At 49.4% G+C, this 12,291-nt stretch carries 12 protein-coding genes and 1 other RNA gene; 4 read left to right on the top strand and 9 right to left on the bottom strand.

From position 1 onward, the window contains the following. Positions 1-46 precede the first annotated feature (46 nt). The 4 genes from MPB2EB_RS07450 to rnpB all read left to right on the top strand — a co-directional run bounded on the left by MPB2EB_RS07450 (position 47) and on the right by rnpB (position 3,522). The gene (locus MPB2EB_RS07450; protein WP_185182703.1) at positions 47-826 is read left to right on the top strand and encodes an ABC transporter ATP-binding protein; all 780 of its coding nucleotides are present in this window, start codon (positions 47-49) and stop codon (positions 824-826) included. Continuing rightward, positions 826-1,539 carry an ABC transporter ATP-binding protein gene (locus MPB2EB_RS07445; RefSeq protein ID WP_185181695.1) on the top strand — a complete coding sequence of 238 codons (714 nt, stop codon included), beginning with the start codon at positions 826-828 and terminating at the stop codon, positions 1,537-1,539. Before MPB2EB_RS07450 ends, MPB2EB_RS07445 begins: the two co-directional genes overlap by 1 nt. A gap of 472 nt (positions 1,540-2,011) precedes the next feature. Continuing rightward, positions 2,012-3,100 (top strand): dihydroorotase, encoded by a 1,089-nt coding sequence (pyrC, locus tag MPB2EB_RS07440; protein ID WP_185182702.1) that lies wholly within the window; start codon positions 2,012-2,014, stop codon positions 3,098-3,100. A gap of 29 nt (positions 3,101-3,129) precedes the next feature. Next, positions 3,130-3,522: RNase P RNA component class A (rnpB, locus tag MPB2EB_RS07435), an RNA gene on the top strand. Positions 3,523-3,612: 90 nt separating this feature from the next. On the opposite strand, the gene MPB2EB_RS08580 is transcribed toward rnpB, so the two are convergent. From MPB2EB_RS08580 to MPB2EB_RS07395, 9 genes are all read right to left on the bottom strand, one after another. Next, entirely contained in the window at positions 3,613-3,747 is a 135-nt protein-coding gene (locus MPB2EB_RS08580; RefSeq protein WP_255491206.1) for a hypothetical protein, read from the bottom strand. A 294-nt stretch (positions 3,748-4,041) separates the two neighbouring features. Further along, the gene (gene virB11, locus MPB2EB_RS07430) at positions 4,042-5,085 is read right to left on the bottom strand and encodes a P-type DNA transfer ATPase VirB11 (protein WP_185182701.1); all 1,044 of its coding nucleotides are present in this window, start codon (positions 5,083-5,085) and stop codon (positions 4,042-4,044) included. A gap of 49 nt (positions 5,086-5,134) precedes the next feature. After that, a complete protein-coding gene (virB10, locus tag MPB2EB_RS07425) occupies positions 5,135-6,283 on the bottom strand; it encodes a type IV secretion system protein VirB10 (RefSeq protein ID WP_185181694.1) in 1,149 nt (382 codons plus the stop codon). After that, positions 6,283-7,116, bottom strand: a complete 834-nt coding sequence (gene virB9 / locus MPB2EB_RS07420) for a P-type conjugative transfer protein VirB9 (protein ID WP_185181693.1) — start codon at positions 7,114-7,116, stop codon at positions 6,283-6,285. Before virB9 ends, virB10 begins: the two co-directional genes overlap by 1 nt. A 6-nt stretch (positions 7,117-7,122) precedes the next feature. After that, a complete protein-coding gene (locus tag MPB2EB_RS07415) occupies positions 7,123-7,815 on the bottom strand; it encodes a virB8 family protein (protein WP_185181692.1) in 693 nt (230 codons plus the stop codon). A gap of 148 nt (positions 7,816-7,963) precedes the next feature. Further along, on the bottom strand, positions 7,964-8,821 hold the full coding sequence (locus tag MPB2EB_RS07410; protein ID WP_185181691.1) for a type IV secretion system protein: 858 nt from the start codon (positions 8,819-8,821) through the stop codon (positions 7,964-7,966). Between the two features lie 24 nt (positions 8,822-8,845). Beyond that, positions 8,846-9,544, bottom strand: a complete 699-nt coding sequence (virB5, locus tag MPB2EB_RS07405) for a P-type DNA transfer protein VirB5 (protein WP_232534431.1) — start codon at positions 9,542-9,544, stop codon at positions 8,846-8,848. A 3-nt stretch (positions 9,545-9,547) separates the two neighbouring features. Continuing rightward, positions 9,548-11,977, bottom strand: a complete 2,430-nt coding sequence (locus MPB2EB_RS07400; RefSeq protein WP_185181690.1) for a VirB4 family type IV secretion/conjugal transfer ATPase — start codon at positions 11,975-11,977, stop codon at positions 9,548-9,550. Then, the gene (locus MPB2EB_RS07395) at positions 11,968-12,285 is read right to left on the bottom strand and encodes a type IV secretion system protein VirB3 (RefSeq protein ID WP_185181689.1); all 318 of its coding nucleotides are present in this window, start codon (positions 12,283-12,285) and stop codon (positions 11,968-11,970) included. The genes MPB2EB_RS07400 and MPB2EB_RS07395 overlap by 10 nt, the downstream gene beginning before the upstream one ends. Positions 12,286-12,291 lie beyond the last annotated feature (6 nt).

Below are 12,291 nucleotides of genomic sequence, written 5' to 3'. Positions count from 1 at the left end.
AATCCATAAAAGACCACGGGCTGTCAGATGAAAGAGGCCGTGATTGATAGCACAAACTCAACCTATTCTTTTGTCGGTCAAAGGCGTCAATAAAAGTTTTGGCGGCTTGCAGGCACTCCATGATGTGAGTTTAGACATTGCCCGTGGCCATATTTATGGCTTGATTGGCCCTAACGGGGCAGGCAAAACGACTTTTTTTAATGTAATAACGGGTTTATATGAGCCGGATGCCGGTACTTTTATACTGGATGGCCAATCGTATGAGCCAACCGCCGTGCATGAAGTGGCGCGTACCGGCATCGCGCGCACTTTCCAAAATATTCGTTTATTTGGTGGTATGACCGCACTTGAAAATGTCATGGTCGGGCGTCATGTGCGCACCCGCCAAGGATTATTAGGCGCGGTCTTACGCACGCCGGCGGAACGGCGTGAAGAAAAAGAAATTGTAGAGCATGCCCGCGCCTTACTTGATTATGTGGAGATCGGACAATATGCGGGTTACACGGCGCGCAATTTGTCGTACGGTCACCAACGTCGGCTTGAGATTGCGCGCGCATTGGCGACAGAGCCGAAGCTACTGGCCCTCGATGAGCCTGCCGCTGGCATGAATGCAACTGAAAAAATAGATTTGCGCCAGTTACTCGAAAAAATTCGCAACGATGGCAAAACCATCTTATTGATCGAACACGATGTAAAACTTGTGATGGGTCTATGTGACCGGATGACGGTGCTCGATTATGGCAAAGTGATTGCTGTGGGCTTGCCGCAGGAGGTTCAGAAGAACCCTAAAGTTATTGAAGCCTATTTGGGCGCAGGAGGCAGCTAATGTCAGCACTCTTAAAAATCAGAGGATTGCAACTTGCTTATGGCGGCATTCAAGCCGTTAAAGGAATTGATTTAGACATTTTTGAAGGCGAGTTGGTTACGTTAATTGGGGCGAATGGCGCTGGCAAAACAACCACCATGAAGTCAATTTGCGGTTTAAAAGCTTGCGCTGCCGGTTTGATTGAGTATCAGGGCGAATTGCTCAGAAACGTTCCGCCGCATGAATTACTTAAACGCGGGCTCGCTATGGTTCCGGAAGGGCGCGGTATTTTTGCACGCATGACGATTCTTGAAAACCTGCGCATGGGCGCTTATTTGCGTCATGACGTAAATGGCATTAAGCAAGATATTGAGCGGATGTTTGCTTATTTTCCGCGTTTGCAGGAACGCGCCGCGCAGCTTGCCGGCACGCTCTCGGGTGGGGAGCAGCAGATGTTGGCGATGGCGCGCGCGTTACTGGGGCGGCCTAAATTACTGCTACTGGATGAGCCTTCAATGGGCCTTTCGCCGTTGATGGTGGAGCGCATTTTTGAAGTCGTGCGTGAAATTTCGGCACAGGGGTTGACGATCTTGTTGGTTGAGCAAAATGCACGGCTGGCGCTGCAAGCGGCGCATCGGGCCTATGTGATGGAGTCGGGTTTGATCTCTATGTCTGGGGAGGCAAAACAGTTGCTGGGAGATCCGAAGGTGAGGGCGGCTTATTTGGGGGAGTGATGAGCCTATCCGAATTTTTGAGTGTAGCCTCCGCGTACGCAAAAAATAATGACAGGCTCCTATAACGCAGCATTTGCCAACGAACACCTGCCGGATCTGCCGCCGAATTTGACCCGAGACCCGTCGGCATTTTTTCATTATGCGAACCCGCCGTTGGAATATTAATCAAACCATAGTTGATTTGCATGACAGACCTTGCGGCCTTATTAATCCGCTTAGAGGATTATACAAATTTGATCTTGCCCCCGTGTCAGTTTAAAGTAGATGCGAAAATTGGTCGGATGGGCTCAGCAATTCCTACATCAGTGTTAAGAGCTACTTTTTAATAAGGTGGCTTGGGAGTGAGTTGAGCGTTGATAGCGTTTAGATTGCTGAAGTATATTTTGCCTCATTCAATTATTGGTTGGCGCAAGAGGGCCAACACCAGCTTATAATGAATCCAGTAAAACTGACTTATAAGTTGCTCAAATTCATGGAAAAGCATTTTCAGCAAGCCCACATTAAACCCCAAGCCGCACCAATCGATTCTCTAACGATTACGCGTCCCGATGATCTGCATCTGCATCTGCGTGATGGCGCGATGTTAGCCGCGGTGCTGCCGCATACTGCGCGCCAGTTCGGACGCGCGATTGTGATGCCTAATCTGAAGCCGCCCGTAACCACTACGGCTCAAGCGCTGGCTTATCGCCAACGCATTATGGCTGCCTTGCCAGAGGGCGCAGAGTTTGAGCCGTTAATGACGCTTTATTTGACTGACAACACACCTGCAGATGAGATTCGCCGTGCGCACGAGTCAGGTAGAGTGCAGGCGGTTAAGCTTTATCCGGCAGGGGCAACCACGCATTCAGATGCGGGTGTGACGGATCTTAGGCATTGTGCAAAAGCGTTAGAAGTGATGCAAGAAGTGGGGTTGCCGCTGCTGGTGCATGGCGAAGTCACGGATGCGTCGGTGGATATATTCGACCGTGAAAAAATCTTTATTGATCAAGTGCTGGAGCCTGTGCGACGCGCGTTTCCCGCTTTAAAGGTGGTTTTTGAGCATATTACGACGCAAGAGGCGGCTGACTATGTGCGCGACGCAGAGGCGGCGCCCGGCAGGTTGGGGGCAACGATTACTGCGCATCATCTATTGTATAACCGCAATGCGCTTTTTCAAAAAGGACTGCGGCCACATTATTATTGCTTACCAGTCTTAAAGCGCGAGCAGCATCGGTTGGCGTTAGTGAAAGCCGCTACTTCCGGTAACCCCCGCTTTTTCTTGGGGACGGATAGTGCGCCGCACCCCAAGGGGGCGAAAGAACATGATTGTGGTTGCGCAGGGTGTTATACGGCACTCCATGCGCTTGAACTCTATGCGCAGGTTTTCGATAGGGCGGGTGCGTTAGCGCAGTTGGAGGGCTTTGCGAGCGCTCATGGCGCTGCGTTTTATGGGCTGGAGCGCAATTTGGGAACCGTGACGCTGCGGCGCGAGCCATGGGCGTTGCCATCTGAGTTGGCGGCCGGCGAACACATATTGGTGCCGCTCGGTGCGGGTGAAACCATTGAGTGGCGACTGTCTTAATTGAATAAGCATGTTACACTCAAGTGAGCAAAGTGGACTAGACTGCCGCCGCCTTCGTTAGAAGGGGGAGGAAAGTCCGGACTCCAAAGGGCAGGGTGATGGCTAACGGCCATCCGTGGCGACACGCGGAACAGGGCAACAGAAAGTAAACCGCCGATGGCCTTAAGCTTTAAGCTTATGGCTCAGGTAAGGGTGAAACGGTGCGGTAAGAGCGCACCGCAGTTGCGGTGACGTAACTGGCACGGTAACCTCCACCCGGAGCAATTCCAAGTAGCGGGCAGGCATCTTAGGATGCAAGCAGGCCCCTTGCTGGTCCGTGGGTAGGAAGCTTGAGCGTGTTAGTAATAACGCGCCTAGAGGAATGGCCGTCACGCGCAGCTCCGGTTGCGCGCACAGAATCCGGCTTACGGTCCACTTTGCGTTTTCATTATAGTTAGGCCCCGTTATGTGCTGGGGTTAAAACCTTTTCAGTCTTTCTTTTCTTCTATACGTTTTCCAATTAAGCGCTTGCATCACAGCTCGATGCACAGGTGACGGGCGGTCACCTGCACCTCCGCACGGATCAATTGTTCAAAACTATTTGTGCTGCGCAGCAAATCGATTTTGATGCGAAATTGCCTGAAGTAACAACCAAATAGTTTCCTCATTTTTGCTAAAATAGTGTTATCAATTTCGAGTAAAAACTCTAACTTATTGAAAAATAAGTATTTTAAAAATGAGTAGGAACCTCACTAATTTTTCATAATGTAAAAAATAATTTTATATTATAAATTCCATTGCATTGCACAAGAGTTTTCGCTATAATCCTTTTCATCGGTTGTTGATGAAGACAGCCAAACAGTGTCTCCTCCACCCTCCTCCTTTGGTGGATTCAGCCCAAACTTAGGTTTGGGCTTTTTTTTATCTTTACGACCTCCCCAGATGCAAGCAAGAGCGGCCGTTTAAACCCTTTTCGTCTTAGCAAAAATTGGATCGTAGAAAATTTCAGTGAGCTTGCGATCTTTTAAAAAAAGCACAATATCGATCGTGGTATAAAGGACTTGCTTGATCATTTCCATGCCAATAGATTGGCCGGCGCGGGATTTTTTAATTAAAGTTGCAATGCGCTCAAAGGTTTGGAGTGCGCCGTTGGCGTGGGTCGTGGTAATTGCGCCTGGGTGGCCGGTGTTAAGCGACATGAGATATTCCCATGCTTCATCGCCACGCAACTCGGCTAAAAAGATTCGATCTGGAGTCGCTCGCATACAAGCGGCAATACATTCATCAGCCGAGACGCGTCCTGTGCCTTGACCGTAAAGTAACGCAATGACATTTGGATGATGAGGCAAAAACAGCTCATGCACATCTTCAATCGTGGCAATGCGTTCGCTAGTGGGCACTTTCTCGATGAGGGAGCGCGCAAAGGTGGTTTTCCCTGAGCCCGTTTTGCCGGCGATGATAATGTTGCGCTGGTATTGAACGCTTACTTCGAGAAATTTGCGGATTGTGTTGTTGCGTTTGAGTTCTAGCAACTCTACTTCAAACGGTTCAAGCCGATTGAAGTCAGGCGCGGTTAATTGCTCTGTGCAAGTTGCTGAGTTGGGTTGATGGAAACTCACATCGATGGCCTGGTCGAATGTCCCTTCGGCTTCGAGTTCAATCAGAGTCTTGACGGTAGGGGTATGTTTGCGGATCAGAAACATCAATGAATGATCAATGACGGCAGGCGGTAAGCCAATCGTCACGCGCTGTCCGCCGGGCAAAATCGCATACATTAGGCTTTTCATAGGCAGGCCGTTATAGACCACAATTGCGGTAATCAGGGCTTGCATATAACTCGCTGTAAGCTCTGGCATCGGGTGTGCAAGCCAGCCTATGCGGGTGCGGGTTAGCACTTCAAGCGCGCGGTTCATGGCGAGCTCGCTTACAGTTGGATCGTCAAGAAAACGCTTAAAGGGTCGCAATAGCTGCAAAAGCGCTGAGTCTTTTGCAGCAGGTTGGGGCATGGCGTTTAAGTCGGGCGTTTGTAGCAAAGCGATAGGTGCCGAAATAACTTCATTGTGCAGGGTGCTGGAGCCCATAAACGCTACTAAAATCTAAATCGCGCGCGACTAGGATTGAAATGCGTTCGCCTTGGTTTTTGTAGAGCGTTGGCGCAATATTGATGGAGTTGCGTAATGCTTCAGTGGCGGCTTGTTCTAGCCCTTGGAGAGAGTTGCCGAACTGAATGGAGTTGGTTTTTTCACGCCGGCTTTGGGCCTGCGCCCATTCTCCTAAATCGCCAATTAAACTCAACATAATGGTGCCGCCGAAGCGCTCCCCAAAATGCTGATCAACCCAGCCGCTTAAACCCGCTTCGCCAAGCGGGCCAGCTCCAGGCGAGGCCAGGTTGATGATCACCCCTTGGGGTGTTTCCACGCGAGACCACTGTACAAAAATACGTGCCTGTCCTTGGGCGATGCCGCTTTGATAAAAGCCGACCACCTTTGAACCGCGATCAAGTAATACCACTTGGCCATTAGCCGAATAGATATCTTGAGTTAAGTTGCAAACCGTCATGCCTGGCTGACTACTAATAATCTTAGTGGTCAGCACACAGTTAATAATCGTGCCTTGGGTCAGCAGAAAATTGAGATCGCTAAAACGGCCAGCGGTGGCTGGACTGAGCATTACGGGTTCTAATTTACTGGACAACTCGTTTGAGTTGCCTGTCTTAAGATGAGCCGGGTCGGTTAGCTGGTCTGGTTTGTCCGACGGTGGCGCAGGTTGGGGCATATCTGTTAAGCCCGCGCGTAAACGTCGCTCACGCAGTTGCATTTGAGGAGGGGGCTGGGCCGAGGGCGATTCATTGTCAAGCGTAGGCGAAACCTGCGGAAGAGGAGGCAGTGGCGGTTCTAGAGGCGTTTCCTTTTGTGTTGGAAGCGCTTTTGATTGCAACGGGGGTAACGGATTTTGCAACGATACGGTTTGTTGCATGGGTTGCTTGGAGGGGGGGCTGCGTAGCTGCGAGGCTTGGCGCATGAAGAGTAAGCCAATCGTGGTGGCACAAATAATAATGATAATGAATAAGAGGCGCGCACCAGGAAGCGATAGAGGGCGTTGGGTATCTAACTCGGCGCTGCCTCGCTCGCCACTAATTTGTGCGGGTTGAAAACTTTCTACGGCATGTGCATCCTGTTTGGTTTTATCTACCGCATTGAACATTAGCGTGGCTCCTTAATAATCCGCCGCACAGCCGGGGAGGCGGTGCCAGTTTGGTTGGCAATGCCGCTCGGATTGAACGCTTCGTTATAGATGGCGAGGGTTTGTTCACCCAGTCGGAGGATCCATTTAGGGTTGACGGTTTCAACCACGATAAGATGGTTGGCAGAACCTTTTATATGGCGATTGACAATGCTTTCATCGGCTTGCGTATCTACTTTATAAATCGCTGGAAGATCTCGATTACCGGGAAATTTAAAATAAGTAAAGCGGCCGTTATCCCATACGTTGATCGGTGCGATTTCCAGATCGCCGCTCATCTCATAAGCTAAGTTATAGCCGCCTGGCGGAACTTTAAAGCTTTGTGCTAGCGCTAACGTTTCTTGTTGCGCTTGTAGCTTAAGCGTAGCGGTATCTGGATAACGAAAAACGAGCTGATAAACCGCTGCGGCTGAGCGTGAAGGTTGATAACTTAGGCGAAAATTATAACTGCGTCGGTTGGTGATCAGAATCAGATTCGTATCTGCATTTTCTGCTTTGGGTTTAATGAAAATATGGTTTTTTTCAGCCACAAAAGACCAAGCACTTGCATCGCCAAAAGCATGTGTGAGATAGGTTTCACCTTCTTCTAGCATGATATGGGTGGCAATTCCAATGACGCTATCAATTTGCACCACATCGGCGGGGTTGTAGTTGGTGTAACGAATCCGGTGATCGTAACTGGAGCGTTCGGGGGCACTGAGGGCGTATATAGATTGGTTTGACAGTAAGGCTAAGGCCAAGTAAAAAGTCAGTCGTAAGACCTTATGTAACAGGGTGAGGTGAGTGAGCGCCATGGGAGGTTATTCAGCGAGAGTTTCTGGGTCTATCCGATAGCTGCTGACTTGAAAACCCAGCAGGTTGATGCGCCGTGCTTCAGATTTCATGGCGGCTTTACGTAAATAATGGTAGCGCACGGTAGCAATCCAATTGCGCGAGGCTTTTTTTGTTCCATTCGAATTAATCTGTTGTGTCGTAAAGCGCACGCTGCCAATACCCATCTCAACATCAGGCACGATCGAGCGGACGGTGACAGCAATGCGCGCATATTTGCCTAATACTTGGTCGCGGGCGTTGGGGCCGCGAAATAAAGCTTGGTATTGGTGTGCTACTTCTGGTGTACTCATTAAGCCGGTTGCTTCGTATGATTTTTGAATCGTGTTGTAATCGTAACTTTCACGATTTAAGACATATTGATTCAGCCAATATTGATCGGTTATTTCACCGTAAGTCGCTTCTTTTTCGGCCATGGTTTGCACCCCATCCACCGCACCTGTGGCGTTGTCGACCCGCAGCACAACCGGAGGCGGCACTTCGCGCTGAATCCCCATGATGCCGGCGCTTAAGCCTAATAAAGCCAGTACGCCAAAGATGCCGGCGATCATCCAGGCCCATTTGCGCGAATTTAAAATTTCGCCAATATAGTCGCGTTCTAGGCCTCGGCTTTCCGCCAAATAGTGCGCGATTTTTTGGCTCTCAATGGGTCTGTAGTCCATTATTTAATCCCACTTTTAATTTCTTCTGGGATCGTTTGATTGATGCGAACTCGGTTGCTTTCGTCGGCGGACTTAGGCTTTTTGGGAATGGATGAGCAAGCGAATAAAATGCTCAACAAGCCTAGAGAGAGAATCTGTTTTAAATGCATTATGAGCGCCTATTGGTTTGCAATTTCCAGATCCATGCAAGGCTAACGCCTTGTGCAAGCATACGGGCGAGCGTCGGTAGTTGCTGAAAAATAATTATTGAGAAGACGGCTAAAATGACTGCGCCACCCAATCCATAACTGGCGTTCTGGATACCATCGAACTGTAAGTCGGCCATGTAGTTACTGTAGAGAGAAATAATTAGGCCAAAGAGCGCGGAAAGAAAAACCAATAGCAAGGCGTAGCTAAGAATTTGCTTAATCCAGGCTTCAAAAAAGCGTGAGGTGGATTGCCAGAGTAAAGCAACAATGAATAATGGCCCGAGACCTGCCAACAGGGCCAGGCCCAGTTTGATGAGCACCATATAAGCACCGCCAATGGCGGTCATAATGCCGGTCGCCAGCAAGAGTGTTATGCCAAAAAGTCCGTAGACAATTTCTTGCGTTTCGAAATGCCCCGCTTTTTCAAAGGCTTGGCTGGCTTTGTCAAAGCCATTGCCGGCAGCAAGATCCAGCAAGTTAGCTGGGTTTTCAATCTGGGGCGACCCTGGAACCAGCGCGTAGGCAAGCTCATCCGAGCCGTGCATAACCAGTTGGGCAATTTGCGCTTGATAAAGCCCCCCGGTTAAAGCGAGCGAGACAATCACGGCGATACGAAATGAACGTGCAATGAAGTCGTGCACCGGCATTTCGATGGATCCTTGAATCACCAGCAGGCCGTACGCTATGAAAGCTAAGGTTAAGCCAATCGATACGACTGGCGTAATCGCTAAAATTGTATTGGCGCAAATCTCTGTCACAAAAGTTGTAGTGACTTGATCGATTTTTTGGAATAGCGGCGCAAACAGTTGAAATGGCATACGAGCAGAAAAAATTGAATACTTTTATTCCCTCAAAGTCGGCATGGCCTGATTTTGACTATTGAGAATACGTTGGCTGAGAGCGCGTTTTTGTTCCGCGATGAGCTGTTGTTCGGATTTTTGCAACTGGCTAATCATAGCGAGTTTGACGGTTTCATTCTGGATCGCAGCTTGTTCGATATTAATGCGGGCTTGTAGTTCATCTAAGGCTTTGAGATCCTCGGTTGTGCTGATTTTCTTCATTAACGCTTCAATTTGAGCTAAGCGTTGTTGCGCGCCTTCGTAAGCTTTAAGGCCGATCGCCTTATTGGTTGCGGCAATTTGGCGACGACGCTGCTCCAGATCGCGTTGCGCGGTTTGGATTGAACTATGAGTTTGTTCTTGTTTAAAAATTTCTTGAATCGAGCCCGAGATGCCATAGTTACCGTTTTTTGCCGCATCGTACACCGTGCGCCAGTCGGGCGGTAAAGTGCGACCTAAATCGTCTCGATAGAAAATCGAGCCCAAACCGCGCTGACCCGTTATGGCTTCATATTGTTGCCGGGCCTGTTGCAGCTGATCATGAGTTGCCTTGATTTGTTCTGCCATGCGGCTGATTTGTTCGATCGCATGGGCCGCCGCTACAACATCGATCACCGGCATGCCATTGGCTAGTGCTGACGTGGGTTGAATCATCTGAATTGCGAGAGCGGCGGCATAGTTGAACGTGAGTTTTTTGCCCATGTTTTAATCCTTTTGCGCCCGCACGCGCGCAAGATAGAGTGGCAACCAGATTTTAGGGTCGGCGCTGGTTTTTGCAATAATCTGCTCAGCTAAAATGGCGTGGTCGGGCGTGCCAGATAAGACCAAGAGTTCATCTTCAAACTCGCTCAGGTCTAATTCAGCCAGCACCGAGTTACCCCCTTGTTTGATCAAGAAACGCCGACTAAATTCCCCTAAGCCTTTGATCAGTTCAAATTCAGCATCAGTCAACTTAAAGCCTTGCGTGTAATCCTCATAATCTGCTTTGGGATTAGGTAAAAAAATGTAGGTCGCGCATTGTTGGATCAGGGTTTTGGCGATTGGGCTAGCGAGTGCATCGCTAGGGTCTTGAGTTGCAAACACAAAAATGCCATTTTGCTTCCGAATGGTTTTCTGTTTATTTTTTGCCAGATCTGCAAAATATTCGTCTTGCAAAGGTTTCCAAAATTCATCGAAGATATACATAAACCGGCGACCGTCGAGCATATTTTCGGTGCGGTATAACAGATACATCATCAGTGGTGTACGGATCTCAGGATGCTCAAGAAAATCGGTGACATCAAATCCGTAGAGCCGGTTCTGGCTTAAATCAAGCGCGTCATTGGAATTGTCAAACAGCCAGCCGTATGGGCCGCTCTGACACCATTTTAATAAGCGCGCATGAACGCTTGCCCGTGGCTTGGCACTGTCTTGAGCTTGGCTTGGGTTGGGTAACCCCTGCACCAGCATGGATAAACGCCGCAGCGGTGGGTCTAAGTGAAACATCAGGGTATTTAACGCCTGATCAATTTCCTGTTCTTCCTGGTGCGTGAGTGCGCCATCAATAGCCGCCAATTTTTTAACAAATTCCTTGAGAAATAGCAGATTGGCGGGCGTAGGCTCAAGTTGAAATGGATTAAAACCAGAGGGTTGGCCTAGATTAAGCGGCAAATAACAGCCACCCATCGCTAAAATCGCCACTTCCATGCCACGATCTTTGTCAAACACAATCGCCGTAGGGTTCAATTTTTGCGCTTGAGCTAATAAAAAGCCAAGTGCCACGGTTTTGCCGGAGCTGGATTGCCCAATCATCATCGTGTTGCCCAGCAGTCGCTGGCCAGTTGCGTCTTCTTCTAATTTCGACGCATGAAAATTGAAATAAAGTGGAGTGCCGCTGACCGTTTTTAAAATAGTGACAGCCGGCCCCCAAGGATTGCCCGTGGGTTTGCCGCTCATGAAATTATGAAACGGTGAAAATGAAAGAAAATTTAATGAGGTCATGGCGGCTGGCCTAGGTCGGTAGCTCCAGTTAGCGGGTAACTGTGCCCAAAAGCCGGCTTCTAGCGCTAGATCCACAATTTTAGGCACTAGGCCTGCATCTAACAAGGCTGAGCTAGCGTGCGCTAGAGCATTGCGTACTTGGGTGGCATCCTCACCCAGTACGAGCAGGCTCATATGATGCTCTCCCATGATAAAGTGACCGGATACTAACTGATCCAGCGCGGTGCCGATCGCGTCGATTTGTCCTTGCGCGACGTCACGCGCATCGACCAAATGGCGCTGGTGGCGTTGCAAGAAATCCTTGGCGGCATGGCGCGAAAGGGTTGAAAAGCTTTGCGTTAGAACAAATTCAAACTGGCTTTCAAGCAACATATTAAGCTGCCCTGGCACAGTCGTGTCATCATATTCTCGGATTTCCACCATACCAAACCGGCGCAAACAGGTGGCCGTGCGAATTTCACCGATTTCCCCCCAGGTACTGAAAAACGGTCGGTTTAAGCACATGTAATCGGCGAAACGATCACGGCAGACCGGCATGGGCTTGGGCTCGCTATTAATCAGCTGTGCTAGAAATTCCAACGCCAATGAATAGGTGTGGCCATTTTTTTGATAAAGTCCAAGCAACTCCGCGTCGTAGCGTTTGAAAGCGCGCTTAAGGGTTTGATTAATATCGTTGAGTTGCTTAATCGCAGCATCTTGCCGTTGCGTTTTTTGCGCAAGCGTTTCACGTGCGCGCCGGGCAAAGAACGACAGCACAGGATCCGCTACGGGCCGAAAAATAACCGTCAAATACAGATCATTGACCATGAGTTTATGGTGATCAAAGTTGGCTTGGTATTTCTGGTTAAGCTGTTGGCAAAATAAATTATCGAATGCGCTACTCGGATACTCATTGACTCTGCGGCGAATAATATGTGTCCATACGCAAATATGGGCGGAGGCGAGCCCGCGCAGCGTGTTGTTGAGTTCTCGTGTCCAGCCTAAAATCTCTTCATTTGAAGCGCTCTGATGCGAGCGCCCGCCGATTTTCCAAACAGATAAATACTCTGCATTCTTGGTCGAAATGATGGTCTCAGTGACGTGGTGAGAGTAGGGAATGTATTGCGTCACAGAGGCTTCGCTGGCCAAAATTTGGCGCGATCGCATTAATCCCATGGCATTGACTTCCTGTTTCGATAGTCGGCCGGGTTATAGCTAGAGGCCCCCCAAAATCGTTGATTACGGTTGCGTAATGTAGTGTCAATCCAAAGCCACCAAATCCGAAAGGCGCGGTCATCATGGCGGGTAATTTGAGCCATCAAACCCCAAGCCAGCGGAGCGCAGAGCCACCACCACAGACTGAAGTACATCGCAAACATGGCGCTTCCCATCAGCATGATAATGAAAGGGGTCATCGGCACGCCTGCAATGGTAGGTACGCGCGTGGCGCCCTTGAACAGCGGGAAAGATTTAGGCTCAGCCATTGCCGT

The sequence above is a fragment of the Mycoavidus sp. B2-EB genome (assembly GCF_014218255.1).
GTDB lineage: Bacteria > Pseudomonadota > Gammaproteobacteria > Burkholderiales > Burkholderiaceae > Mycoavidus.
Note: the sequence above shows the minus strand (reverse complement) of the source record. Positions and strands in the feature narration are given on the sequence as shown.

Coding starts and splice junctions, on each gene's coding strand:
- MPB2EB_RS07445 (WP_185181695.1), top strand. CDS start 826: ATGTCAGCACTCTTAAAAATCAGAGGATTGCAACTTGCTTATGGCGGC.
- virB5 (WP_232534431.1), bottom strand. CDS start 9,544: ATGGGCAAAAAACTCACGTTCAACTATGCCGCCGCTCTCGCAATTCAG.
- MPB2EB_RS07415 (WP_185181692.1), bottom strand. CDS start 7,815: ATGGACTACAGACCCATTGAGAGCCAAAAAATCGCGCACTATTTGGCG.
- MPB2EB_RS07400 (WP_185181690.1), bottom strand. CDS start 11,977: ATGGGATTAATGCGATCGCGCCAAATTTTGGCCAGCGAAGCCTCTGTG.
- MPB2EB_RS08580 (WP_255491206.1), bottom strand. CDS start 3,747: ATGAGGAAACTATTTGGTTGTTACTTCAGGCAATTTCGCATCAAAATC.
- MPB2EB_RS07395 (WP_185181689.1), bottom strand. CDS start 12,285: ATGGCTGAGCCTAAATCTTTCCCGCTGTTCAAGGGCGCCACGCGCGTA.
- pyrC (WP_185182702.1), top strand. CDS start 2,012: ATGGAAAAGCATTTTCAGCAAGCCCACATTAAACCCCAAGCCGCACCA.
- virB11 (WP_185182701.1), bottom strand. CDS start 5,085: ATGCCCCAACCTGCTGCAAAAGACTCAGCGCTTTTGCAGCTATTGCGA.
- virB10 (WP_185181694.1), bottom strand. CDS start 6,283: ATGTTCAATGCGGTAGATAAAACCAAACAGGATGCACATGCCGTAGAA.
- MPB2EB_RS07410 (WP_185181691.1), bottom strand. CDS start 8,821: ATGCCATTTCAACTGTTTGCGCCGCTATTCCAAAAAATCGATCAAGTC.
- virB9 (WP_185181693.1), bottom strand. CDS start 7,116: ATGGCGCTCACTCACCTCACCCTGTTACATAAGGTCTTACGACTGACT.